The following is a 23,882-nucleotide window of genomic DNA, read 5'->3' as shown; positions in this document are numbered from 1 at the left end:
TGCTCCTTAGGCGTTCTTGCGCACGACCTGGCCGTCGCGGCACATCAGGCACGCGGCGACGATGTCGTCTTCGAGGTTGATCACCAGCGCGCCGTCCTTGTCGAACAGCAGCTTCATGAAGTCCAGCAGGTTGCGTGCGTACAGCGCCGAGGCGTCGGCGGGTACCTGGGCCGGCAGGTTGGTCGGGCCGACGATGATCACGCCCTGCTCGGTTACCACTTGGTCAGGCACGGTCAGCGGGCAGTTGCCCCCTTGGGCGGCGGCCAGGTCGATGACCACGGCGCCGGGTTTCATCTGCGCCACGGTTTCGGCGCTGAGCAGGGTCGGAGCCTTGCGCCCGGGGATCAACGCCGTGGTGATGACGATGTCGGCTTGCTTGGCACGCTCGTGCACTGCCTGGGCCTGGCGTTGCATCCAGCTGGCGGGCATCGGGCGGGCGTAACCGCCGACGCCTTCGGCGCATTCGCGCTCCTCGTCGGTCTCGTAGGGCACGTCGATGAACTTGGCGCCGAGGGATTCGATCTGTTCCTTCACCGCCGGGCGCACGTCCGATGCCTCGATCACCGCGCCCAGGCGCTTGGCCGTGGCGATCGCCTGCAGCCCCGCGACACCGGCGCCGAGCACCAGTACGCGCGCAGCCTTCACGGTGCCGGCGGCGGTCATCAGCATGGGCATGAAGCGCGGGTAGTGATGGGCGGCCAGCAGCACCGCCTTGTAGCCGGCGATGTTGGCCTGGGACGACAGCACGTCGAGGCTCTGGGCTCGCGAGGTGCGTGGCGCGGCCTCGAGGGCGAAGGCGGTGATGCCGTGCTCGGCCATCTTGGCGATCAGTTCGCCGTTGAACGGATTGAGCATGCCCACCAGCAGGCTGCCGCTGTTGATCTGGGCAAGTTCCTGGTCGTTGGGTGCGACCACCTTGAGCACCAGTTGCGCGCCGAAGGCATCGGCGGCGCTGCCCAGGGAGGCGCCTGCGGCCTCGTAGGCACTGTCCGGAATGCTGGCCTGAAGCCCTGCCCCCCGTTGGACGGTGACCTGATGACCCTGGCCAACCAGCTTCTTGATGGTTTCCGGGGTGGCGGCGACCCGCGTCTCGCCCGTCTGCGTCTCGAGAGGAACACCAATGTGCACGACTTTGTCTCCTGCGGTGACCTTTTTATCGTTGTGGATACCGGCAATCGCGGACGAGCCCGCAACGTTGCACTGGCCCGACCGTTGAACGCGGCCCGCCTGATCCGGGGCGGGCGGAGCATTTTGCAGATGAACCTGAGGAGCTTCAACCGGTTCTGAAACGAAACGATCTTAAAACTACAAGTCACCCTGTGACCGTATGTCGCAACGATTCGGCTTCAGCCCATCAAGGACGGGCTATTGGGAGATTAATGGAAAATTTGAAAAATTTTGCAGGGATTTCGCTAATGCACTCGTGAGTGTCGCAAAAAATCCCTGGAGGCCGCATGGTTGTTAGCGCGCAGAGGGTTTTGATAGTGACCTGAACAGTTTTCGTATTTGCGACAGATACGTATATCTGTAGGTGTTTAAAATAATTGACTACAACGCTCAGGCAGAGGTTTCGCTTCGGTGTGTCGCGGTATAGCGCTGGGCCTGCTCCACCAGCCAGTCGCGGAAGGCTCGCAGCGACGCGGACTCTACCTTGCGATCGGGAATCATCAGGTAGTAGGCCTTGGCACTGGACAGCGCATGGCGGTTGGCGATCACCAGCCTGCCCTCTTCCAGTTCGCGCTGGATCAGGAACGGCGGGATCAGCGCGATCCCCATCTCATGCATGGCGGCCTGGGCCAGCATGGAGAATAGTTCATAGCGCGGGCCTGTCATGTCTCGGTCCACGCTCATACCCAGGCTGTCGAACCATTGTCGCCAGGCATAGGGGCGGGTGGTCTGCTGCAGCAGTGGCAACTCGGCGATGCGCTGGGCTTCGAGAGTGCCCTGTCCGCCCAGCAGCGCCGGGCTGCACACCGGCAGCGGGTTTTCGCCCATCAGCCGGTGGGACTGGGTGCCGGACCAGTCGGCGTCACCGAAATAGATGGCGGCATCGAACGCGGTGTCGGCGAACAGGAACGGGCGCGTGCGGTTGGTGAGGTTGACGGTGACCTCGGGATGGCGCTGCTGGAAGTCCTTCAGGCGTGGCAGCAACCATTGGGTACCGAAGGTCGGTACCACGGCCAGTTCGATCACGTTGGCGCCCTGCTGGCGCATCACCGACAAGGTGTCGCGCTCCACGGCGTCCAGTTGGGCGGCGACCTGGCGGCTATAGGACAGGCCGGCTTCGGTCAGTTTCACGCCCCGGCGCGAGCGGCGGAACAACTCGACATTGAGGAAGCTTTCCAGCCCACCGATCTGCCGACAGACGGCGCCCTGGGTCAGGGCCAGCTCTTGGGCGGCCTTGGTAAAGCTCTCGTGGCGGGCTGCCGCTTCGAAGCAGACCAGGGCGGTAGTGCTGGGGATCTTGCGGCGCATGTACGTCAACCTCACTTGTCGAGCGTCGAATAAGGCGATTTGCAGATTTTCCAAGTGAGAAAATATCACTAATCGGTGCGCAATCCTCGTTTGTCCCGACAGCCGATCAGGCCTAGGATCAAGGCACGAGAAACCTGTTCCCATATTTCGAGGAATTCGCTCATGGCCGGTAAAGCAAGCTTCAACTGGATCGACCCGCTGCTGCTCGACCAGCAGCTCACTGAAGAAGAGCGCATGGTGCGTGACAGCGCTTATCAGTTCGCCCAGGACAAGCTGGCGCCGCGCGTGATGGAAGCCTTCCGCCACGAGCAGACCGATCCGGCGATCTTCCGCGAGATGGGCGAAGTCGGCCTGCTTGGCGCGACCATTCCGGCGGAATATGGCGGCAGCGGCCTGAACTACGTGTGCTACGGCCTGATCGCCCGTGAGGTGGAGCGTATCGACTCCGGCTACCGGTCGATGATGAGCGTGCAGTCGTCGTTGGTGATGGTGCCGATCAACGAATTCGGCAGCGAGGCGCAGAAACAGAAGTACCTGCCCAAGCTGGCCACCGGCGAGTGGATCGGCTGCTTCGGCCTGACCGAGCCCAACCATGGCTCCGACCCGGGTTCGATGATCACCCGCGCGCGCAAGGTCGACGGCGGCTACCGCCTGAGCGGCAGCAAGATGTGGATCACCAACAGCCCGATCGCCGATGTCTTCGTGGTCTGGGCCAAGGACGATGCCGGCGACATCCGCGGTTTCATCCTCGAGAAAGGCTGGGAAGGCCTGAGCGCTCCGGCGATCCATGGCAAGGTCGGCCTGCGTGCTTCGATCACCGGCGAGATCGTCATGGACAGCGTGTTCGTGCCGGAAGAGAACATCTTCCCCGAGGTGCGCGGCCTGAAAGGCCCCTTCACCTGTCTCAACTCGGCCCGTTATGGCATCTCCTGGGGCGCGCTGGGCGCGGCGGAAGCCTGCTGGCACACCGCCCGCCAGTACACCCTGGACCGCAAGCAATTCGGTCGCCCGCTGGCGGCCAACCAGCTGATCCAGAAGAAGCTGGCCGACATGCAGACCGAGATCACCCTGGGCCTGCAGGGCTGCCTGCGCCTGGGCCGGATGAAGGACGAAGGCACCGCCGCGGTGGAGATCACCTCGATCATGAAGCGCAATTCCTGTGGCAAGGCGCTGGAGATCGCCCGCCTGGCCCGCGACATGCTGGGCGGCAATGGCATTTCCGACGAGTTCGGCGTGGCCCGTCACCTGGTCAACCTCGAGGTGGTCAACACCTACGAAGGGACCCACGACATCCACGCGCTGATCCTTGGCCGTGCCCAGACCGGTATCCAGGCGTTCTATTAATAGAGGAGCCAGGCCATGGGTGCGCTATCCCATCTGCGGGTGCTGGACCTTTCGCGCGTGCTGGCCGGGCCTTGGGCCGGCCAGATCCTCGCCGACCTCGGGGCCGACGTGATCAAGGTCGAGCGCCCGGGCACGGGTGACGACACCCGTTCCTGGGGGCCGCCCTTCCTCAAGGATGCCCAGGGCGAGAACACCAGCGAGGCGGCCTACTACCTGTCGGCCAACCGCAACAAGCGCTCGGTGACCATCGACTTCACCCAGCCGGAAGGCCAGCGCCTGGTGCGCGAGCTGGCGGCGAAGTCGGATATCGTCATCGAGAACTTCAAGGTCGGTGGGCTGGCCGCCTATGGGCTGGACTACCAGAGCCTGAAGGCGGTCAACCCGAAGCTGATCTATTGCTCGATCACGGGGTTCGGCCAGACCGGGCCTTATGCCAAGCGCGCCGGCTACGACTTCATGATCCAGGGCCTGGGCGGGCTGATGAGCCTGACCGGGCGCCCGGAGGGTGAGGAAGGTGCAGGGCCCATGAAGGTAGGCGTGGCGCTGACCGATATTCTGACGGGGCTATATTCGACGGTGGCGATCCTGGCTGCCCTCGCCTATCGCGACCAGACCGGCGTCGGCCAGCACATCGACATGGCGCTGCTGGATGTGCAGGTGGCCTGCCTGGCCAACCAGGCGATGAACTACCTCACCACTGGCACGCCACCCCGGCGCCTGGGCAATGCCCACCCGAATATCGTGCCCTACCAGGACTTCCCGACGGCGGATGGCAACTTCATCCTCACCGTGGGTAACGATGGCCAGTTCCGCAAGTTCGCCGAGGTGGCCGGGCAGCCGCAGTGGGCGGACGATCCACGCTTCGCCACCAACAAGCAGCGGGTTGCCCATCGTGCCGAGCTGATTCCGCTGATCCGCCAGGCTACGGTATTCAAGACCACGGCCGAGTGGGTCAGTGAACTGGAGAAGGCTGGCGTGCCCTGTGGTCCGATCAACGACCTGGCGCAGATGTTCCAGGATCCGCAGGTGCTGGCCCGTGGTCTGGCGGTGGATATCCCTCATCCGCTGGCCGGCAGCGTGCCGCAGGTGGCCAGCCCGATTCGGCTGTCGGAGACGCCGGTGGAGTATCGCCAGGCGCCACCGCTGCTGGGCGAGCATACCGAGGCGGTGTTGGGCGATGTGTTGGGGTTGGAGGCCGGGGCGGTGCAGCGCTTGCGAGAGGCTGGGGTGCTCTGAGTGGGTGGCTATATAGAGAACGGGGAGGCCAGTAGGCCTCCCCGTTTCGTCTGTGCCGTGCTCTTTATTTAAAGATTTATGAAAATAACGGTTGACGGGGTTTCGAATCCCCTTATAATGCGCCCCACTTCCGACGTAGTCGAAACGAAAAACTCCTTGAGACCGAAGCCCTTCCGATACTACCTGAAGCGTTCAACTCGTTGAATCTCAAGGAGTTTTTCGTTTCGACTACGTCGGAAGTGGGGCGCATTATAAGGGGATTCAAAACCCCGTCAACCGTTACTTTCATAAATCCTTAATAAACTTCAACAATGTGCCCGAGCGCATCGCCGGCAAGCCGGCTCCCCGGGCTCAGCGCAATCCAGGCAGTGCTTATGCCGCCCTACCCCGCCGCCCGAACAAGCGGGGCACACGTCGCCAGACCGCCGGAATCCGCAGCACCAACAAAAAACTCCCGATAGCGGCATACAGCACCCACTCCTTCAGGTCGGAACGCACCACCCACAGGAAATGCAGCAATCCCAACCCCAGGATCACGTAGACGAGCTTGTGCAACGTCTTCCAACGGGCGCCCAGACGCCGCTGGCTGTAGCGGTTGGAGGTGACGGCCAACGCCAGCAGCCCGAGAAAACCAAGGGCGCCGACGATGATATAGGGGCGCTTGCGCAACTCCACGCCCAACTGCCCCCAATCCAGCCCCAGGATGAACACCATGTAGGCCGTCATGTGCAACACGATATAGGCAAAGCACCACAGGCCGAGCTGCCGGCGCACGACGATCCAGCCCGACCACCCCGTCAACCGCTGCAAGGGCGTCATGGCAAGGGTGACCAAAAGAAAGATCAGCGCCCCCAGCCCCAGGCGATCCACCAGGATCTTTCCCGGGTCCGGGCCGAGCAGGTCCATCGCCGCCTCGTACAGCCACCAGGCGGGAAAGAAACACCCCACCAGGAAGATCGCCAAGCGAAACCAGGGGTAGCGCATCAGTAGTGCTTCCGCAGGTCGAGCCCGGTATACAGCGACGCCACTTCATCGGCATAGCCATTGAACATCAAGGTATCGCGCACATTGGGGCTGAACAGGCCACTGGGCAAGCGCCGCTCCCGGGCCTGGCTCCAGCGTGGATGATCGACCGTCGGGTTGACGTTGGCATAGAAGCCGTACTCATCGGGCGCCAGGCTCTCCCAGGTGGTCCGCGGCTGATCCGCTACCAGGCTGATGCGCACGATCGACTTGATGCTCTTGAACCCGTACTTCCATGGCACCACCAGGCGCAGCGGCGCACCGTTCTGGTTGGGCAACTCCCGGCCATACATGCCCACCGCCATGATCGCCAGCGGGTTCATCGCCTCGTCCAGGCGCAAGCCTTCCACGTAGGGCCAGTCGATCAGGGCGAAGCCTGAGCGCTGCCCGGGCATGTTCTGTGGGTCCTGCAGGGTCTCGAAGCGCACATAGCGCGCCCTGGACGTCGGCTCGACCTGCTCGAGCACCGCCGCCAACGGAAAGCCCAGCCAGGGAATGACCATCGACCACGCCTCGACACAGCGTAGCCGGTAGATGCGCTCCTCGAGCTGGTGAGGCTTGACGAAGTCTTCGAGCGCATAGCGTCCGGGCTTGCCGACCTCGCCATCGACCACCAGACTCCAGGGCTCGGTCTTCAGGCTGCCGGCATTGGCCGCCGGATCGCCCTTGTCGGGCCCGAACTCATAGAAGTTGTTGTAGTGGGTGGCATCCTTGAACGGCGTGATCGCCTCGTCCTTGACCGTCACCGCCTGCCAGCGGGTATCGCCGAGCTTGTCGATGAACCAGCCAGGTGCGGCACCTGGCGCGACATCGGCATAGCGCGACGCCTCGACCGCCTGCGCGATGCCCGGCAACGTACCAAGGGCCAACCCGGCCAGGGATCCACCGAGCAGGGTGCGCCGGGAAAGATAAAGACCTTCGGGGGTGATCTCCGACCCTTTGCAGTCGGACGATCTGGGAAGCTTGATCAGCATGACGGCTCCACAGCACAGGTGACGGATGTACCAGTAAGACTATGGAGCCGGCAGGTTATTGCATCATTAAATCGTTGTCAGGCTTTGCGACGGCGCAGCAGGTACTGCACGGGGCCGGAGATCGCATAGCCGAGGAAGATCAGCAGCAGGATACGTGGCGGGTCGCTGAATACCACGGCGAACACCAGCACCACGGCCAGGATCGCCACGAACGGCACACGGCCCTTGAGGTCCAGTTCCTTGAAGCTGTTGTACTTGATGTTGCTCACCATCAGCATGCCGGCGGCAGCCACCAGCAAGGCCACCAGGAACGACAGCTTCGAGCCCTGGATACCGTAGTCGCTGAACGCCCACACGATACCGGCGACCACGCCTGCGGCTGCCGGGCTGGCCAAGCCGATGAAGTAGCGCTTGTCGGCGGTGCCGACCTGGGTGTTGAAGCGCGCCAGGCGCAGCGCGGCCCCCGCCACATAGATGAAGGCGACCATCCAGCCGACCTTGCCCATGTCGCCCAGGGCCCAGACGAACGCCAGCAATGCGGGCGCCACGCCGAAAGCGGCCATGTCCGACAGCGAGTCGTACTCGGCGCCGAACGCGCTCTGGGTGTTGGTCATGCGCGCCACGCGGCCGTCCAGGCTGTCGAGGACCATGGCCACGAAGATGGCGATCGCGGCGAAGGCAAAGTACTTGCTCGCCTCGCGCGGATCGCCCGCGCTGAGATAACCATGGGCGCTGATGGAGCTGACGATCGAATAGAAGCCGGCGAACAGATTGGCGGTGGTGAACAGGTTGGGCAGCAGGTAGATACCGCGGTGCCGGACCTTGCGTCCTTCGGCGTCGTGCCCTTCCTCGATGTGTTCATCGACAGGTAGCAGGCTTTCGGCGTCGGAGGGCTTGTTCGGCTCTTCGGGACGTTCGCTCATGAAAAATACCTTGCAGGATGGAAAATGTTCGACATGGGCTTGCGAAACAGGTGCTGACAGCAAGCCGTTGGTCGCTTTATACCAGAAGCGGGGCGCGTAAACGAAAAAACGCGGCCGAAGCCGCGTTTTTCATCTCGCCGGACCAGGATCAGTTCTTGGTCTTGTCGACGATCTTGTTGGCCGAGATCCAAGGCATCATGGAGCGCAGTTGCTCGCCGATGACTTCGATGCCGTGAGCGGCGTTGTTACGACGCTTGGCGGTCATCGATGGGTAGTTGGTAGCACCCTCGGAGATGAACATCTTCGCGTACTCGCCGTCCTGGATGCGCTTCAGAGCGTTGCGCATGGCCTTGCGGGATTCTTCGTTGATGACCTCTGGGCCCGTGACGTACTCACCGTACTCGGCGTTGTTGGAGATCGAGTAGTTCATGTTGGCGATGCCGCCTTCGTACATGAGGTCGACGATCAGCTTCAGCTCGTGCAGGCACTCGAAGTAGGCCATTTCTGGCGCGTAGCCCGCTTCGACCAGGGTTTCGAAACCGGCCTTGACCAGCTCGACGGTACCGCCGCACAGAACGGCCTGCTCACCGAACAGGTCGGTCTCGGTCTCGTCCTTGAAGGTGGTTTCGATGATGCCGGTACGGCCACCGCCGACGCCAGCGGCGTAGGACAGCGCGACGTTCTTGGCGTTGCCGGAAGCGTCCTGGTAGACAGCGATCAGGTCAGGGATACCGCCGCCCTTGACGAACTCGGAGCGAACGGTGTGGCCCGGGGCCTTCGGCGCGATCATGATGACGTCGAGGTCGCCACGCGGCACGACCTGGTTGTAGTGGATCGAGAAGCCGTGGGAGAAGGCCAGGGTAGCACCCTGCTTGATGTTCGGCTCGATCTCGCTCTTGTACAGGGCGCCCTGGAACTCGTCCGGGGTCAGGATCATGACCAGGTCGGCAGCGGCGACGGCGGTAGCGACGTCGGCGACTTTCAGGCCATGGGCTTCTGCCTTGGCGACGGTGGCCGAACCTTTACGCAGACCGACGGTAACGTCCACACCGGAGTCCTTCAGGTTGCACGCCTGGGCGTGGCCCTGGGAGCCGTAACCGATGATGGCGACTTTCTTGCCCTGGATGATCGAAAGGTCGCAGTCTTTGTCGTAATAAACTTTCATGAAATACCCCTGTTATATCTCGGCTCACGGAGCCATCACTGATTCTTGTCTTGCAGTATTCAGATGCTGAGCACTTTGTCGCCACGGGCGATGCCGGTGACGCCGCTGCGCACGGTTTCCAGGATCGACGCGGTGCCGATGGCCTGGATGAAGCTGTCCAGTTTGTCGCTGGTACCGCTGAGCTGCACGGTGTACACGCTGGAGGTGACATCGACGATCTGGCCACGGAAGATGTCCGTGGTGCGCTTGATCTCGGCGCGCTGGGCACCGGTGGCCTTGACCTTGACCAGCATCAGTTCGCGCTCGATGTGAGCACTTTCCGACAGATCGACCAGCTTGACCACTTCCACCAGCTTGTTCAGGTTCTTGGTGATCTGCTCGATCACTTCGTCATGACCAACGGTGGTCAGGGTCAGGCGCGACAGGGTTGGATCCTCGGTCGGCGCCACGGTCAGGCTTTCGATGTTGTAGTTGCGCTGGGAGAACAGGCCGACCACGCGAGACAAGGCACCGGGTTCGTTTTCCAGCAGCAGGGAAATGATGTGCCGCATATCAGGTACGCTCCGTCTTGCTCAGCCACATGTCACGCATCGAGCCGTCCTTGATCTGCATCGGGTAGACGTGCTCGGTCCTGTCGACCGCGATATCGATGAACACCAGGCGGTCTTTCATCGCGAAGGCCTCTTCCAGCTTCGGCTTGAGATCCTTCAGGCTGGTGATGCGGATACCCACGTGGCCATAGGCCTCGACCAGCTTGACGAAATCAGGCAGCGACTCCACGTAGGAGTGCGAGTGACGACCGTTGTAGGACATGTCCTGCCACTGGCGCACCATGCCCAGCACACCGTTGTTCAGGTTGACGATCTTCACCGGCAGGTCGTACTGCATGCAGGTGGACAGTTCCTGGATGTTCATCTGGATGCTGCCTTCACCGGTCACGCAGGCCACGTCCTGGTCGGGGAAGTTGAGCTTGATGCCCATCGCCGCCGGGAAACCGAAGCCCATGGTGCCCAGGCCACCGGAGTTGATCCAACGGTTGGGCTTGTTGAAGCGGTAGTACTGCGCCGCGAACATCTGGTGCTGGCCCACGTCGGAGGTGATGAAGGCATCGCCGTTGGTCACTTCGCAGAGGGTCTCGATCACGGTCTGCGGCTTGATCATGCTGCCGTCGCCCTTGTCGTAGGGGAACAGGCCGCGATCGCCGCGCCATTCGTCGATCTGCTTCCACCAGGCATCCAGCGCCGCCTTCTCAGGCTGCTCGCCGATTTCCTTGAGGATGGTCAGCATCTCGTTCAGCACGCTCTCGACCGGCCCGACGATCGGCACGTCGGCCTTGATCATCTTGGAGATCGACGCAGGGTCGATATCGATGTGGATGATCTTGGCATTCGGGCAGAACTTGGCCGGGCCGTTGACCACACGGTCATCGAAGCGCGCGCCGACCGCGAAGATCACGTCGGCATGGTGCATGGCCATGTTGGCGGTGTAGCTGCCATGCATGCCGAGCATGCCGAGGAACTGACGATCGGTACCCGGGAAGCCACCCAGCCCCATCAGGGTGTTGGTGACCGGCAGGTTCAGCGACTTGGCGATCTCGGTGAGGGCTTCGGAGCCACCGCCGAGAACCACGCCGCCGCCGGAGTAGACCACCGGGCGCTTGGCCGCCAGGAGCATCTCGGCCGCCTTGCGGATCTGCCCGGAGTGGCCCCGAACGGCCGGGCTGTAGGAACGCAGCTTGACCTTCTTCGGGTAGACGTATTCGAACTTCTCGGCCGGGTTGGTCATATCTTTTGGAATGTCGACCACGACCGGGCCGGGACGGCCGGATTGCGCCAGGTAGAAGGCTTTTTTCAGAACTTCCGGGATTTCCGAGGCATGCTTGACCATGAAGCTGTGCTTCACGATCGGCCGGGAAATACCAATCATGTCAGTTTCCTGGAAGGCATCGGTGCCCACCATGGTGCTGGGCACCTGGCCGGACAGGATGACCATCGGGATCGAATCCATGTAGGCGGTGGCAATGCCAGTGATGGCATTGGTCGCGCCTGGGCCGGAGGTCACCAGCACCACGCCGGCCTTGCCGGTGGCACGGGCGTAGCCGTCCGCCATATGGGTGGCAGCCTGCTCATGGCGAACCAGGATGTGATTGATCTCCGGTTCCTTGAACAGGGCGTCGTAAACATGAAGGAGAGCACCACCAGGGTACCCGTAGATGTGCTTAACGCCTTCGTCACGCAAGAAGCGGACGACCATCTCAGCGCCAGATAAAAGCTCCACGTTGTTCACCTCTAAAACGCCAGAATACCGCCCACGCGGGCGGGTCTTAATAGGTTTACTGCCAAGCAGAGCATGAGCGAACGTCAGCACTGACTGAGCAAGTATTGGGATCGCCCCAGAGTGTTGCGGGGTCTTCCCACCCAGCGCGAGGTAACGCGTTGCGGGGTGTAACGAGTCGGCGCGGGTGTGCGCCTCATGATCTGCTTAGCGGGTCTGCTTCTGGCAGTCCCCCTACAGCGGAAACTGGATTCTTCTGATTCGCCGCGCGCAAGTCAAGAAAAATTATTGCCAATTTTCACCCAGGATGAATTCCTGCCACCACGAAAAAGGTAGCCAGCAGCAGAAAAATAAAGATTTCCACAAAAAAGGGCCACAATCTGCGGCCCTTGAAGGAAAAAGAGAAGAAATCAGGCGGAAGGGCTGATCAATTGGTCGAACGCTGCCAGCAGGCGCCGCAGCTCACGACTCTCTTGCGGACGATCGACGAACACCGTTTCGGCCATGACCAGGATGCCGGACGCATTGGGCAGGGGATCGCCGTGCTCGAGGATGAACTTCATGCGCGGCAGGAAGATCCATTGCAACCACTGCTCGAAGCTCATGGTATCGACCGCGAAAGGCGCCACGCTGGCCAGCGCCTGCTCGCTCGGCGGTTCGGCGCTCCACCAGCCCTGGACCTGCAGCTCGCGCTCGATCAATAGCAAATGATCGGCGATATCGAGGATGCGCTGTTCCATCACAGTTTGACCTGCGCCTTCTGCCGCGCCAGGGCGGCACCAGCGCTGTCGCCCTGCTTCTCGCGGGCCTGGGCGATGGTGTTCCACAGCTCGGCCTGCAAGTCGGGACGACCGTTGGCGTAAGTCAGGGCGCGTCGCGCCAGTTGCTCGGCCTGCGCCGCATCCCCTTGCGCCAGGCGTACCTGGGCCAGGCGGAACAGCACCTGCGGCTCGCGCGGGGCGATGCGCTGGGCGCGCTCCAGGCTCGAGGCCGCACCGTTGAAATCACCACCACCTTGCTGTTGCTGAGCGGTGGTCAGCAGCGCCAGAACCGGGCCGTCGAGCTGCTCGTCGGCCGCCAGGCCGCCACTGGAGACGTTGCCCGACGGAATGCCGGTCGGGGCGCTGGATGGACTGGGCGCGCTGTTCATCGAGGCGATGTCGAACGGCTCGTCGGCAACCGGGTTGGGGTTGGTCGTGATCGGCCCGGTGCTGATCGGTGCGGCGCCGCTGCCGGCCGGGAAAGCCTGGATCGGCGTGGAGCCCGTGCCCTGCGGGATCATCACGGTCACCCCGGAGTCCTCGGGCAGCGACTGCGCCTGGCTGGTGCCACCGCTGGTCGGATAGGTCGCGTTACGGTTGGCCGAGACGCGCTCACCGTTGGATACCGGGGAGCCCGAGTCGACCACTGGAATATTGCCGCGCGGCACGCTGGCACAGCCGTGGAGCACAGCCAGCGCCGCCAAGGCAGGAAACCACCACTTGTTCACTTCACACCTCTTCAAATGCAGCCTGTGCTCAATTCATCCAGCCCTTGACCCAGTCCATGACCGACTCGGCCGGATTCTGCTCGCCGCCACAGGCAGCCCCGGCGGGCGGTTCGCTCCCCTGAATATACGGCATCTGCACCGCCCCCGGACAGCTGCGGTCCGAACCCTGCCCGCTATACGGATCGATCCAGGCCTGCACGACATTGTCCGGCTGCGGCATGTCCAGCGGCAGCGGGTCTGCCTTGCGCATGAAGCTGGTCCAGACTTGCAAGGCACCGGTGGCGCCGGTGAAGGGGGTCTTGCCGTTGTCGTCACGGCCCAGCCAGACCACCGCCAGCAGGTCCTGGCTGAAGCCGGAGAACCAGCTGTCGCGCGAGTCGTTGCTGGTGCCGGTCTTGCCCGCCAGGGTCAGGGAGCGAGGCAGCACGTTGTAGACCGAGCGCCCAGTGCCTTCGCGCATGACCCGCTGCATGGCGTTCTGCACCAGGTAGATGGCCCCCGGATCGAAGGTCTGCTGGATCTGGAACGGATAGCGCTTGAGCGGCTCGCCCTCGGCGGTGAGCACGCTGCGGATGCCCCGTATCGGGGTGTTGAAACCACCATTGGCGATGGTCTGGTACATGGTCGCGACCTGCATCGGCGACATGCCACCGGCCCCCAGCAGCATCGATGGGAACGCCGGCCAGTCGACGTCCACGCCGAGCCGGCCAATGGTCTTGATCACATTGGGCACCCCTACTTCCAGGCCGATCTTGGCGGTGGACAGGTTGTAGGAGTTGGCCAGCCCCTGGTACAGGTAGATGGTGCCGTGGGGACGGCGGTCGTAGTTCTGCGGGCGCCACACCTGGCCGTTGGCCCCTTTCACCGAGAACGGCTCGTCCTGCACCCAGCTGGTCAGTGTGTAGCGACTCGGTTTTTCCAGAGCCGTCAGGTAGACCGCCGGCTTGACCAGCGAGCCGATCGGCCGCACCGCGTCGATGGCACGGTTGAAGCCAGCGAAACCGGACTGACGGCTGCCGATCAACGCCTGGACCTCGCCGGTTTCCGGATTGGTCACCACCATCGCCGACTCCACGGCCTCGGCGCCCTTGCGCCCGGCCAGGCGCTTGAACGTCTCGCTCATGGCCGTCTCGGCCTTCATCTGCAGGATCGGGTCGAAGCTGGTGAAGATGCGCAGGCCTTCTTCGGTCAGGTCTTCGTCGCGGTAGTCCTGGCGCAGCTGACGCTTGACCAGGTCGAGGAAGGCCGGGAACGAGCTGTCGGCCAGGCTGCCGCGCTTGGTCACGCCCAGCGGCATCTTCTTCGCCGCATCGACCACCGCCTGGCTGGCCACGCCCTGCTCGGCCAGCAGGTCGAGCACCAAGTTGCGACGGGCCAGGGCGCGCTCGGGATAGCGGCGCGGGTTGTAGTAGGACGGTCCCTTGACCATGCCCACCAACAGGGCGATCTGGTGCAGCTTGAGCTCCGACAGCGGCTGGCTGAAGAAGAACTGGCTGGCCAGGCCGAAGCCATGCACCGCGCGCTGGCCATCCTGGCCGACGAAAACCTCGTTGAGGTAGGCCTCGAGGATCTCGCGCTTGTCGTAGTGCAGTTCGAGCAACACGGCCATCATGGCTTCGGTCAGCTTACGGCTGAGGCTGCGCTCGTTGGTCAGGTAGAAGTTCTTGACCAACTGCTGGGTCAGGGTACTGCCGCCCTGGCGCATGGAACCCGACGAGGTGTTGACCCAGGCAGCCCGGACGATGGACTTGGGCGAGACACCGAAATGGCTGTAGAAGTCGCGGTCTTCCACGGCCACCAGGGTTTCCAGCAGGTACGGCGGCACCTGGTCGATCTTGATCAGGATGCGGTCTTCGAGGTTCTTCGGATAGATGCCGCCGATCATCAGCGGCTCCAGGCGAACCACATCGAGCTTGCCGCCGTTGGCCCCGGACAGGCCCGCCACGTAGTCACCGGAGAAGCGCACACGGACGAACTGCGCCGGCTCCATGCCCTCGTAGAACTGGAAGCCGCGGGTATTGAGCTCGACGGTATTGCCGTTGACCGAGGCGGCGCCAGGGCCGTTGGCGGCGTTCTCGCGACGATAGCCAAGGGCATCGAGCTCGGTGAGGAAGTCGTTGCGGCTCAGTTTCTGGCCGACGAACAGCTCCAGCGGCCGGGCATACACCTTGGCCGGGATGGTCCAGCGCTTGCCGGAGAACTTCTCCTGGACGACGGCATCGAGGTAGATCGCAAAGCCGGCGACCACGACCAGGCCGACCAGGCTGAGCTTCAGGGCCCAGCCCAGCCAGGCGCGGGAGCGGCCACCGGGGCGTTTCTTGGGGGTACGGGGATTTCGGGTACGAGTCATGGCGGCGGATTATACGCACTTTGCAAGGGCTGGTGGCCTGTGGGCCGATTCGGACAACCGCGTACGATCGCCAGTATTTCCGGCGGTATGCAGGGACGGCACCATTGACCATAATGTCGCTTTCGAATTCCCTAACTCCTGAAGGATTGCCCGTGAGCCAAGCCCTGATCAGCGCACTGCAGAACCCCGCCCTCTACCCGCATCCGGTAGACGGGTTCCAACTCATCGAGACGCATATCTCCTGGGTGCTGCTGACCGGCGAGTACGCCTACAAGATCAAGAAGCCGATGAACTTCGGCTTCCTCGACTTCACCGCCCTGGACCAGCGCCGCCACTTCTGCCACGAAGAACTGCGCCTGAACCAGCGCCTGACCGACGGTCTGTACCTGGAAGTGTTGCCGATCACCGGTAGCCCCGAGGCCCCGCAATTGGATGGCGAAGGCGAGCCGATCGAGTACGCCCTGAAGATGCGCCAGTTCCCCCAGGGCCAGATGCTCGCGACCTTGCAGGCCAACGGTGAACTGAACGCCGGCCACATCGACCAGATGGCTCGGCAGCTCGCCGAATTCCACCTGCAGGCGCCCAGGGTCCCGGTCGAACACCCGCTGGGTACGCCGGAAAGCGTCATGGCGCCGGTGGAGCAGAACTTCGAGCAGATCCGTCCGTTCCTCAACGACAAGGCCGACCTGCAGCAGCTGGACAACCTGCAGGCCTGGGCCCGCGCCAGCTTCGACCGCCTGTACGACCTGCTCGCGGCACGCAAGGCCAACGGCTTCATCCGCGAATGCCACGGCGACGTCCACCTGGGCAACGCCACCCTGATCGACGGCAAGGTAGTGATCTTCGACTGCATCGAGTTCAACGAGCCGTTCCGCCTGACCGATGTCTACGCCGATACCGCCTTCCTGGCCATGGACCTGGAAGACCGCGGCCTCAAATGCCTGGCCCGGCGTTTCATCAGCCAGTACCTGGAACTGACCGGCGACTACGAAGGCCTGGAGCTGCTCAACTTCTACAAGGCCTACCGCGCCCTGGTACGCGCCAAGGTCGCCCTGTTCAGCATGCCGGCCGGAGCCGATGGCGTGCAGCGCGCCACCACCCTGCGTACCTATCGCAACTACGCCAACCTGGCAGAGAGCTACAGCGCCATCCCCTCGCGCCTGCTGGCCATCACCCACGGTGTCTCGGCAGTGGGCAAGAGCCACGTGGCCATGCGCCTGGTCGAGTCGCTGGGGGCGATCCGCGTGCGCTCGGATGTCGAGCGCAAGCGCCTGTTCGGCGAGCAGACGCCGCAGAACAGCGGGCAGGTGCAAACCGGGATCTACGATCAGGACGCCAGCCGCGCCACCTACCAGCGCCTGCATGACCTGGCCGCGATCATCCTGCGTGCCGGTTTCCCGGTGGTGCTCGATGCCACCTACCTCAAGCATGAGCAGCGCCAGGCGGCGGCAGAGGTCGCCAGCGAGACTGGCGTGCCTTTCTTGATCCTCGACTGCCATGCCCCGGATGCGGTCATCGCCAGCTGGCTGGAACAGCGCCAGGCGGCGAACGACGACCCCTCCGACGCCACCTTGGAGGTGATCAAGGCGCAACAGGCCAGCCGCGACCCGCTGGATGCCAATGAACAGCAACACAGCAAGCGTGTGGACACTCAGGAAAGCGCCAGCATGGACCAGTTGATCGAGCAGATCCGCCAGCGCCTGCCGGGTATCTGAGGCACAACCAGGATCCTGGTGGGGCGGCGGGGATCCTGGGGCTGCTAGGCAGTCCTTTCGCGACACAAGGCCGCTCCCACAAGATGCCCCGGCAAGCCGCATCATTCGTGGTTGGCTCGGGCCCTGGGTATGCCCTATCGCCGGCAAGCCGACTCCCCCACAGCCCTCTGCATGGCTGATGATGTGGTGTGAGCACCGCTGCACCCTGCGTGTGGGCTTGCCGGCGATGGACTGCGAAGCAGTCCCGATTCCTGGCATCGCGCAGCCCTACCTCGCCCCTCGCCGATGGCAAAAGGCCGCGTATTTCCCAACCCCCGCTACACTCCTCTCTGACCTGCTCGCGATTTATCCCCACGACACTCGTTCAGCCATCGCAAGGAGGCCCGATGAACGATGAATTGCAGCATCTGAGAAATCTTGGCAAGACCTCCGCGCAATGGCTCCACGCCGTCGGCATCCACAGTGCCTCGGACCTGCGCCGGCTGGGCGCGGTCGGTGCCTACCAGGCCGTGAAGTCGCGGGGCTTCCGGGCCTCGAAGGTGCTGTTGTACTCGATCGAGGCGGCACTGCTCGACATGCACTGGAACGACCTGCCGCCCGAGCGCAAGCAGGCACTCGACCAACAACTGGATGCCAAGAGCCCTGCGCAGAAAAAATCAAAATAATCGGAGCGAAGGTATTGACGACGAAATGAGAATCGTTATGATTATCACAACTGGTCGCGAGACTGGTTGGATAAACTGACAGCCCCTGGTTCGGACTTTCAGATTATCTCCTCATCAGGCTAATCACGGTTATTGACCCGGCAATTTGCCGGGTCTTTTTTTGCCTGGAAATTCCGAACCCGGCCGAGCGCGATCAGCGCCGCAACTGGGCACAATAGTCCTGCTCCGGCAAGGCTGCGGTGTACCACACATAATCGGCCATGCCCGGCCCAACCTGCTCGCCAACCTCCGCCAGCAACAGCACCTTCGTCTCGCCTTGGGCCCCCAGGTCGGCCAGGTGCAGTGGTACCCCCAGGTCCTTGCGCGCGTGGTAGCTGCCCGTGAACAGCAAGGCCGGTTGCGCAGCGGCGAGTACCCGCTCGGCGATACGCCGATCACGTTGCTGCTGGACAGCCAGCATGGCGGGTAGCTGCGTTTCAGGCAGCAGGCCACAGTGCCCGGCGCGCACCTGCTCGAGCAGCGCAGCCTTCACGACCGGCGCATTCGAGCGCTCTCCTGGCAACACCGGCGAATCGCGATAGGCCTGGCGTACTTCATCCTGCGACAGGTTGGCCGCCAGCAGCGGGACGGGGCGCCGCAATGCCTCCCGCACGATCGGCCCGTACAACTGCCAGTCCCAGCCCTCCTGCCAGGCCAAGGCCTTGGGCAGGTCCTCGGGCAGCGTCGCCTGGCCTTGCAGCGCATCGACCAGCGGCTGCTGCGAAGGCTGCAGCATCTCCAATAGCAGGCTGCCCTGGGGACGGTGGGCTTCCAGGGCGCGCAGCAACCACAGTTGCAGAGCGTGATGATCGGGGTTGTCGTGCTTTTCTCCCACCAGTACCCGTGGCGCCTGGGCCAGGCGCGCCACCAGTTGCCCGGGGCTGAGCACCTCGCCACTGGCCAGGTCACGGATCTGCCCCAGTTGCGTACTGTCGCGCCCCTCGCTGCTCTGCCACGCAGGCAGGGCTGGCAAGCTGGCCTGGCAGCCCACCAGCACCAGGGCCAGCAGGATCGGCAGGCCGCACAACAAGGGATGGCGCATGGGGGAAGCCTCCTAGCGGGTGATGATCAGCGGATGACCACGCTCCGGATGCGGCTGGACCAGCACGTCGATGCCGAACACCGCTTTGAGCGCATCGGGAGTCAGGACCCGCTGCGGGGTATCCAGGGCATGGCAGCGGCCCTGCTCCAGCAACAGGATATGGTCACAGTAGCGCGCCGCCAGGTTCAGGTCATGCAGGATCACCAGCACTGCCGCGCCACGGTCGGCGAAGCTGCGCACCGCCTGCAGGGTCGTGTGCTGGTGCAGCGGGTCGAGCATCGAGGTCGGTTCGTCCAGCAGCAGCGTGGTGCCCTCCTCGCCCGGCCACAGCTGGGCCAGGACCCGAGCCAGGTGCACCCGTTGGCGCTCGCCCCCGGACAACGCCAGGTAACTGCGCTCCACCAGATGGCTGGCATCCGCCGCGCGCAGGGCCGCTTCGACGATTTCCCGGTCGCGCTGCTGGCCGCTGGCGTGGGGCAACCGGCCAAGGCCAACCACCTCCTCGACGCGAAAGGCAAAGCCAAGGTTGGAAACCTGCGGCAGCACGGCCAGGCGACGGGCCCGCTCCTGCCCTGTCCAATCCCCCAGCTCGCGCCCCAGCAAGCGTACCCGGCCCTGGCTGGGCGCCAGCTCCCCGCACAAGGCGGCCAGCAGGCTGCTCTTGCCGGCACCGTTGGGCCCGAGCACACCCAGGACCTGGCTGGGGCGCAGTTCCAACCGGATATCGTGCAGCACCTCGGTCGCGCCACGGCGCAGGTGCAGGCCTTCGACTTCAAGCATCAGTGCCGCCCTCGAACCAGCAGGAACAGGAAGAACGGCGCGCCGATGAAAGCCGTGACGATACCAATCGGCAGCTCCGCCGGCGCCAGGGCCAGGCGTGCCACCAGGTCGGCGAACAGCAGCAGCGAGCCACCCGCCAGCAACGAAGCCGGCAACAGCACCCGGTGATCGGGCCCTGCCACCAGGCGTACCAGGTGCGGCACCACCAGGCCGATGAAACCGATGAGCCCGGCAGCAGCGACGGCCGCGCCCACGCCCAGGGCGGTACAGAACACCAGTTCGCGCTTGAGCGACTCCACCTCGATCCCCAGATGGCGCGCCTCCGACTCACCCAGTAACAAGGCATTGAGTGCCTGGGCACGCCGCGGCAGCCACAGTGCCACCGCCACGGCCACCAGCAGCAAGGGCCACAGGCGTTCGTAGCTGGCGCCATTGAGGCTGCCCAGGTTCCAGAAGGTCAAGGTACGCAGGGTGGCGTCGTCGGCCAGGTAGGTGAACAGGCCGACCGCCGAGCCGCCCAGGGCGGTCAGGGCGATCCCGGCCAGCAGCATGGTGGCGACATTGGTCTGGCCGTCGCGACGGCCCAGGCGGTAGACCAGCGCCGTCACCCCGAGGCCGCCGATGAACGCACAGACCGACAACAGGTAAGGTGCGAGCACTTCCGGAATACCGCCCAGCCAGCTACCACCGACGATCGCCACCGCCGCCCCCAGGGCCGCACCACTGGCGACCCCGACCAACCCCGGGTCGGCGAGGGGATTGCGGAACAGCCCCTGCATGGCCACCCCGCAGAGCGCCAACACCGCCCCGACCGCCAGCCCCAGCAAGGTACGCGGCAGGCGGATCTGCCCCAGGATCATCCCGGCCTGCTCCAGGCCCTCGGCGGCGATGGGCAGCCCCAACAGGTGCAAGCCGGCGCGCAAGGTGTCGAACAACGGCAGGCTTACCGGGCCCAGGGCCAGCGACAGCCAGATCGCCAGCAGGCACAGCAGGGTCAGGCAGATGAACAGCGTGCGCGGCTGGACCCGCCGCTTCATTGGGCGAGCGAGCCCTTGGCCGCCGGATAGAAGGCGCCAGCCAGCTCATGCAGGGTGGCCGGCAGGCGCGGCCCCAGGCCACCGACCAACAGGGTCGGATCGAGGGACACCAGGCGTTTGTCACGCACCGCCCGGGAAGCGGCCAGGGCCGGGTTCTCCTTGAGCAGCGCCTGCAAGGCTTGCTCGCCGCTCAGGCTGCGGTCGGAGAACACCACCACATCCGGGTCCAGGGCCGCCAAGGCCTCCACGGAAAAGTTCTTGTAGCCCTGGTGATCGGCCAGGTTGCGCGCGCCGGCCTGGCGCAGCAGCCAGTCGCCGGCCGTGCCTTGCCCGGCGATCAGCGGCTTGGCGCCGGCATGGCCGACCAGCAGCAGCACGCCCGGCGCCTGCTGGCTGGCCTGGGCCTGCTTGACCTTGGCCTGCAGCGCGTCGAGCTGCTGGTGGTACCCGGCGGCGAGCTCGGCGGCCTTCTGCTCGGCCCCCAGCAGGCTGCCCAAATGCTTGAGGTTCTCGTCCACGGCCCCCAGTTCGGCCTTGCTGGAGAACAGCTCGACCCGCACACCGGCCTTGCGGATCTGCGCCAGCACCGGTGGCGGGCCCATCTCCTCGGTGCCGACCAGCACATCCGGACGCAGGCTGAGAATGCCCTCGGCAGACAACTGGCGCTGGTAGCCGATGCTGGGCAAGGCCTTGAGCGATTCGGGGTGCTGGCTGGTGGTATCGACGCCCACCAGGCGCTGCTCGCCGCCCAAGGCACTGATCCACTCGCTCAAGGCGCCACCGGCACTGACCCAGCGTTGCGGCAGCTCGGCGGCCAGGGCCTGGGTGGCGAGGACAAGGCCGGCGCACAAGGCGGCCAGGGCAGCGGGACGACGCATCATCGTATTCCTTTGCAGAAGGCAGGCCGCACGCCTTGTGGCGGACGGCGGAACTGCGCACCATAGGCAGGCGTACACAGCGCATGCGGGCAATTTGATAATTATTCGCATTGAAGCGTCAAGCCATCCCTTCGTTACACGAGCCGTACCCTGCGATGCATTTTCTCTGCACCTCCACCGACCTCGCCGAAGGCCACAGCCGCGCCTTCAGCGTAGCTGGCGAACGACTGTTCGGCGTGCGCCGCCAGGGCCGGGTCTATCTCTATCGCAACCGCTGCCCGCACCGGGGCATCGCCCTGAACTGGGATGAAAACGCCTTTCTCGACGACAGCGCCAGCCTGATCCATTGCGCCCATCATGGGGCACTGTTCCTGATCGAGAGCGGCGAATGCGTGGCCGGCCCCTGCGAAGGTGACCGGCTACAAGCCTTGGACTGCCTGGAAGACAGCCAGGGCATCTGGCTCAAGGCGTGAGCAGCACCGGCAGCGGGCGGTCGATGACGATTCGCGAGGCATCCAGGCGTGTGCCATAGGCCAGGACCTCGACACCATCCGCCACCGCGGCGCGCAGGGCCTGGGCGTAGGCGGCGTCGATCTCCTCAGCTGGGCGCACCGCTTCTATCCCGGTGAGGTTCACGCAATACAGCTGCACCGCACGGATACCCTGGCGCGCCAGGGCCGCCAACTCACGCAGGTGCTTGGCACCGCGCTGGGTCACCGCATCGGGGAAGGCGGCGACCGGGGTGTCCGGGTAGCCCAGGGTGACGCTCTTGACCTCCACATAGGCCGGGCCCTCGGCGAACTCCAGGCGAAAATCCACCCGGCTGCCCTCCTCGCCATAGGCCACTTCGCGCCTGAGCGCGGTGAACCCGGCCAGTTCGGCGATCAGCCCGGCGCGCAGCGCCTCCTCGACCAGGGCATTGGCCCGGCCGGTGTTGACACAGGCCAGGCGTCCCTGGGGCGTCTCGCTGATCTCCCAGGTGCCCGGCAGCTTGCGCTTGGGGTCGTTGGAGCGGCTGAACCAGACCTGCCCGCCTTCACGCATGCAGTTGAGCATGGAGCCGGTGTTGGGGCAGTGGATGGTCAACTGTTCGCCGTTGGCCAGCTCGATGTCGGCCAGGAAGCGTTTGTAGCGACGCAGCAGGCGCGCCTGTTCGAGTTCGGGAAAGAACAGCATCAGCCTTGCCAGCTCCGCAGGCCACGGGCGATACGCTGCACCGCCTCTTCCAGGCGCGGCAGGCTCTGGGTGTAGGCGAAACGCACATGGTGGCTGGCGTGGTGGCGGCCGAAATCCAGGCCCGGGGTGAATGCCACGTGCTCGGTCTCCAGGAAATGCCGGCAGAAGGCGAAGGCATCGCCGCCGAAGGCACTGATGTCGGCGTACAGGTAGAAAGCGCCCTGGGGCTCCACGGCAATGCCGAAGCCCAGCTCGCGCAGGGCCGGCAGCAGGAAGTCGCGACGGCGGGCGAACTCGGCGCGACGCGCCTCGAGAATCGCCAGGGTCTGCGGCTCGAAGCACGCCAGCGCGGCATGCTGGGCCATGCTCGGGGCACTGATGTAGAGGTTCTGCGCCAGCTTTTCCAGGTCGCCCACCGCAGAGGGTGGCGCCACCAGCCAGCCAAGCCGCCAGCCGGTCATGCCGAAATACTTGGAAAAACTATTCAGGACAAACGCCTGGTCATCCACTTCCAGGACGCTCGGCGCGTCCATGCCATAGGTCAGGCCATGGTAGATCTCGTCCACCACCAGGTGGCCATGGCGTTCGCGGGTGGCCTGGGACAGGCTGGCCAGGGCCTGACGGTCGAGCACCGTACCGGTGGGGTTGGCCGGCGAAGCCACCAGGGCGCCCACGGTGTCCTTGTCCCAGTGGCGCTCGACCAGGTCGGCGGTCAGTTGGTAGTTGACTTCGGGGCCCACCGGTACCAGCTGCGCGCCGCCTTCTACCAGGCGCAGGAAGTGACGATTGCACGGGTAGCCAGGGTCTGCCAGCAGCCAGTGCTTGCCAGGGTCGACCAGCAGGCTGCTGGCCAGCAGCAGAGCACCGGAGCCACCCGGCGTGATGAGAATGCGTTCGGGGTCGAGGTCGACGCCATAGCGCTGACCATAGAAGCCGGCGATCGCCTCGCGCAGCGCCGGCAATCCACGGGCGGCGGTGTAACGGGTATGGCCGGCGGCCAGCGCCGCCTGGCCCGCTGCCACGATGGGCTCGGCGGTGGTGAAGTCCGGCTCGCCGATCTCCAGGTGAATGACATCATGGCCGGCCGCCTGCAACTCGTTGGCACGTGCCAGCAAGGCCATGACGTGGAAGGGTTCGATGGCGCGACTACGCGCACTGTGGGGCTGGGCCATGGGCCTTCTCTCAATTGGGTCTAAACTGTTGATTCTACCCTTGCGCAGCATCGAACGCGCGGCTAGCGCTGCTGTCAATTCCTAGGATCGGGCGGGGTAGCGCACCCCCGATCTATCTGGTAAGT

At 64.3% G+C, this 23,882-nt stretch carries 22 protein-coding genes; 5 read left to right on the top strand and 17 right to left on the bottom strand.

Going from position 1 to position 23,882, the window contains the following annotated elements; all coding sequences use genetic code 11:
* Window positions 1-6: 6 nt before the first annotated feature.
* Both ABFA30_RS03945 and gcvA read right to left on the bottom strand, forming a co-directional pair.
* Window positions 7-1,128, bottom strand: a complete 1,122-nt coding sequence (locus tag ABFA30_RS03945; protein WP_225790027.1) for a Re/Si-specific NAD(P)(+) transhydrogenase subunit alpha — start codon at window positions 1,126-1,128, stop codon at window positions 7-9.
* Window positions 1,129-1,557: 429 nt separating this feature from the next.
* A complete protein-coding gene (gcvA, locus tag ABFA30_RS03940) occupies window positions 1,558-2,475 on the bottom strand; it encodes a transcriptional regulator GcvA (RefSeq protein ID WP_225790028.1) in 918 nt (305 codons plus the stop codon).
* A gap of 162 nt (window positions 2,476-2,637) precedes the next feature.
* Between gcvA and ABFA30_RS03935 the strand changes: the two genes are divergently transcribed.
* Window positions 2,638-3,819, top strand: a complete 1,182-nt coding sequence (locus tag ABFA30_RS03935) for an acyl-CoA dehydrogenase (RefSeq protein ID WP_225790029.1) — start codon at window positions 2,638-2,640, stop codon at window positions 3,817-3,819.
* A 15-nt stretch (window positions 3,820-3,834) separates the two neighbouring features.
* Entirely contained in the window at window positions 3,835-5,055 is a 1,221-nt protein-coding gene (locus tag ABFA30_RS03930; RefSeq protein WP_253081722.1) for a CaiB/BaiF CoA transferase family protein, read from the top strand.
* 372 nt (window positions 5,056-5,427) lie between these two features.
* On the opposite strand, the gene msrQ is transcribed toward ABFA30_RS03930, so the two are convergent.
* From msrQ to mrcB, 9 genes are all read right to left on the bottom strand, one after another.
* Window positions 5,428-6,039, bottom strand: coding sequence for a protein-methionine-sulfoxide reductase heme-binding subunit MsrQ (gene msrQ / locus ABFA30_RS03925; protein WP_225790218.1), 612 nt, complete (start codon window positions 6,037-6,039; stop codon window positions 5,428-5,430).
* Window positions 6,039-7,052, bottom strand: coding sequence for a protein-methionine-sulfoxide reductase catalytic subunit MsrP (gene msrP, locus ABFA30_RS03920; RefSeq protein ID WP_225790219.1), 1,014 nt, complete (start codon window positions 7,050-7,052; stop codon window positions 6,039-6,041). The genes msrQ and msrP overlap by 1 nt, the downstream gene beginning before the upstream one ends.
* Before the next feature lie 77 nt (window positions 7,053-7,129).
* The gene (gene pssA / locus ABFA30_RS03915; RefSeq protein ID WP_225790220.1) at window positions 7,130-7,975 is read right to left on the bottom strand and encodes a CDP-diacylglycerol--serine O-phosphatidyltransferase; all 846 of its coding nucleotides are present in this window, start codon (window positions 7,973-7,975) and stop codon (window positions 7,130-7,132) included.
* A gap of 148 nt (window positions 7,976-8,123) precedes the next feature.
* Entirely contained in the window at window positions 8,124-9,140 is a 1,017-nt protein-coding gene (gene ilvC / locus ABFA30_RS03910) for a ketol-acid reductoisomerase (RefSeq protein WP_225790221.1), read from the bottom strand.
* Between the two features lie 59 nt (window positions 9,141-9,199).
* Complete coding sequence (ilvN, locus tag ABFA30_RS03905; protein ID WP_225790222.1) at window positions 9,200-9,691, bottom strand: acetolactate synthase small subunit; 492 nt, start codon at window positions 9,689-9,691, stop codon at window positions 9,200-9,202.
* 1 nt (window position 9,692) lies between these two features.
* Window positions 9,693-11,417, bottom strand: a complete 1,725-nt coding sequence (locus ABFA30_RS03900) for an acetolactate synthase 3 large subunit (protein ID WP_225790223.1) — start codon at window positions 11,415-11,417, stop codon at window positions 9,693-9,695.
* 407 nt (window positions 11,418-11,824) lie between these two features.
* On the bottom strand, window positions 11,825-12,157 hold the full coding sequence (locus tag ABFA30_RS03895) for a YqcC family protein (protein ID WP_225790224.1): 333 nt from the start codon (window positions 12,155-12,157) through the stop codon (window positions 11,825-11,827).
* The gene (locus ABFA30_RS03890; protein ID WP_225790225.1) at window positions 12,154-12,903 is read right to left on the bottom strand and encodes a tetratricopeptide repeat protein; all 750 of its coding nucleotides are present in this window, start codon (window positions 12,901-12,903) and stop codon (window positions 12,154-12,156) included. Before ABFA30_RS03890 ends, ABFA30_RS03895 begins: the two co-directional genes overlap by 4 nt.
* A gap of 28 nt (window positions 12,904-12,931) precedes the next feature.
* Window positions 12,932-15,253, bottom strand: a complete 2,322-nt coding sequence (gene mrcB / locus ABFA30_RS03885) for a penicillin-binding protein 1B (RefSeq protein WP_225790226.1) — start codon at window positions 15,251-15,253, stop codon at window positions 12,932-12,934.
* A gap of 152 nt (window positions 15,254-15,405) precedes the next feature.
* On the opposite strand from mrcB, the gene ABFA30_RS03880 reads away from it, so the two are divergent.
* A complete protein-coding gene (locus ABFA30_RS03880) occupies window positions 15,406-16,968 on the top strand; it encodes an AAA family ATPase (RefSeq protein WP_253080742.1) in 1,563 nt (520 codons plus the stop codon).
* A gap of 386 nt (window positions 16,969-17,354) precedes the next feature.
* A complete protein-coding gene (locus ABFA30_RS03875; protein WP_253080741.1) occupies window positions 17,355-17,633 on the top strand; it encodes a TfoX/Sxy family protein in 279 nt (92 codons plus the stop codon).
* Window positions 17,634-17,826: 193 nt separating this feature from the next.
* Here the strand turns inward: ABFA30_RS03875 and ABFA30_RS03870 are convergent, their stop codons facing one another.
* The 4 genes from ABFA30_RS03870 to ABFA30_RS03855 are packed head-to-tail and all read right to left on the bottom strand — an operon-like array spanning window position 17,827 to window position 21,412.
* Window positions 17,827-18,714 (bottom strand): ChaN family lipoprotein, encoded by an 888-nt coding sequence (locus ABFA30_RS03870; RefSeq protein ID WP_225790229.1) that lies wholly within the window; start codon window positions 18,712-18,714, stop codon window positions 17,827-17,829.
* A 12-nt stretch (window positions 18,715-18,726) separates the two neighbouring features.
* Entirely contained in the window at window positions 18,727-19,494 is a 768-nt protein-coding gene (locus ABFA30_RS03865; RefSeq protein WP_225790230.1) for a heme ABC transporter ATP-binding protein, read from the bottom strand.
* Window positions 19,494-20,477, bottom strand: coding sequence for a FecCD family ABC transporter permease (locus ABFA30_RS03860; protein ID WP_225790294.1), 984 nt, complete (start codon window positions 20,475-20,477; stop codon window positions 19,494-19,496). The genes ABFA30_RS03865 and ABFA30_RS03860 overlap by 1 nt, the downstream gene beginning before the upstream one ends.
* Window positions 20,478-20,527: 50 nt before the next feature.
* Entirely contained in the window at window positions 20,528-21,412 is an 885-nt protein-coding gene (locus ABFA30_RS03855) for a hemin ABC transporter substrate-binding protein (RefSeq protein WP_225790231.1), read from the bottom strand.
* 152 nt (window positions 21,413-21,564) lie between these two features.
* On the opposite strand from ABFA30_RS03855, the gene ABFA30_RS03850 reads away from it, so the two are divergent.
* Window positions 21,565-21,882 carry a Rieske (2Fe-2S) protein gene (locus ABFA30_RS03850; RefSeq protein ID WP_225790232.1) on the top strand — a complete coding sequence of 106 codons (318 nt, stop codon included), beginning with the start codon at window positions 21,565-21,567 and terminating at the stop codon, window positions 21,880-21,882.
* Here the strand turns inward: ABFA30_RS03850 and sfsA are convergent.
* On the bottom strand, window positions 21,872-22,585 hold the full coding sequence (sfsA, locus tag ABFA30_RS03845) for a DNA/RNA nuclease SfsA (protein WP_225790233.1): 714 nt from the start codon (window positions 22,583-22,585) through the stop codon (window positions 21,872-21,874). The two genes, ABFA30_RS03850 and sfsA, sit on opposite strands and share 11 nt — an antisense overlap.
* Window positions 22,585-23,757 carry a pyridoxal phosphate-dependent aminotransferase gene (locus ABFA30_RS03840; protein ID WP_410045168.1) on the bottom strand — a complete coding sequence of 391 codons (1,173 nt, stop codon included), beginning with the start codon at window positions 23,755-23,757 and terminating at the stop codon, window positions 22,585-22,587. The genes sfsA and ABFA30_RS03840 overlap by 1 nt, the downstream gene beginning before the upstream one ends.
* Window positions 23,758-23,882 lie beyond the last annotated feature (125 nt).

It is taken from the genome of Pseudomonas sp. HLMP (assembly GCF_046365545.1).
Classification (GTDB): Bacteria; Pseudomonadota; Gammaproteobacteria; order Pseudomonadales; family Pseudomonadaceae; genus Aquipseudomonas; species Aquipseudomonas guariconensis_B.
This window is presented reverse-complemented; position numbering and strand designations above follow the sequence as displayed.

Bases quoted from the DNA above. Each gene is read 5' to 3' on its own strand.
- ABFA30_RS03840 (WP_410045168.1), bottom strand. From the start codon at position 23,757: ATGGCCCAGCCCCACAGTGCGCGTAGTCGCGCCATCGAACCCTTCCAC.
- ABFA30_RS03935 (WP_225790029.1), top strand. From the start codon at position 2,638: ATGGCCGGTAAAGCAAGCTTCAACTGGATCGACCCGCTGCTGCTCGAC.
- msrP (WP_225790219.1), bottom strand. From the start codon at position 7,052: ATGCTGATCAAGCTTCCCAGATCGTCCGACTGCAAAGGGTCGGAGATC.
- pssA (WP_225790220.1), bottom strand. From the start codon at position 7,975: ATGAGCGAACGTCCCGAAGAGCCGAACAAGCCCTCCGACGCCGAAAGC.
- ABFA30_RS03875 (WP_253080741.1), top strand. From the start codon at position 17,355: ATGAACGATGAATTGCAGCATCTGAGAAATCTTGGCAAGACCTCCGCG.
- gcvA (WP_225790028.1), bottom strand. From the start codon at position 2,475: ATGCGCCGCAAGATCCCCAGCACTACCGCCCTGGTCTGCTTCGAAGCG.
- sfsA (WP_225790233.1), bottom strand. From the start codon at position 22,585: ATGCTGTTCTTTCCCGAACTCGAACAGGCGCGCCTGCTGCGTCGCTAC.
- ABFA30_RS03855 (WP_225790231.1), bottom strand. From the start codon at position 21,412: ATGATGCGTCGTCCCGCTGCCCTGGCCGCCTTGTGCGCCGGCCTTGTC.
- ABFA30_RS03870 (WP_225790229.1), bottom strand. From the start codon at position 18,714: ATGCGCCATCCCTTGTTGTGCGGCCTGCCGATCCTGCTGGCCCTGGTG.
- ABFA30_RS03865 (WP_225790230.1), bottom strand. From the start codon at position 19,494: ATGCTTGAAGTCGAAGGCCTGCACCTGCGCCGTGGCGCGACCGAGGTG.
- ilvN (WP_225790222.1), bottom strand. From the start codon at position 9,691: ATGCGGCACATCATTTCCCTGCTGCTGGAAAACGAACCCGGTGCCTTG.
- msrQ (WP_225790218.1), bottom strand. From the start codon at position 6,039: ATGCGCTACCCCTGGTTTCGCTTGGCGATCTTCCTGGTGGGGTGTTTC.
- mrcB (WP_225790226.1), bottom strand. From the start codon at position 15,253: ATGACTCGTACCCGAAATCCCCGTACCCCCAAGAAACGCCCCGGTGGC.
- ABFA30_RS03930 (WP_253081722.1), top strand. From the start codon at position 3,835: ATGGGTGCGCTATCCCATCTGCGGGTGCTGGACCTTTCGCGCGTGCTG.
- ilvC (WP_225790221.1), bottom strand. From the start codon at position 9,140: ATGAAAGTTTATTACGACAAAGACTGCGACCTTTCGATCATCCAGGGC.
- ABFA30_RS03850 (WP_225790232.1), top strand. From the start codon at position 21,565: ATGCATTTTCTCTGCACCTCCACCGACCTCGCCGAAGGCCACAGCCGC.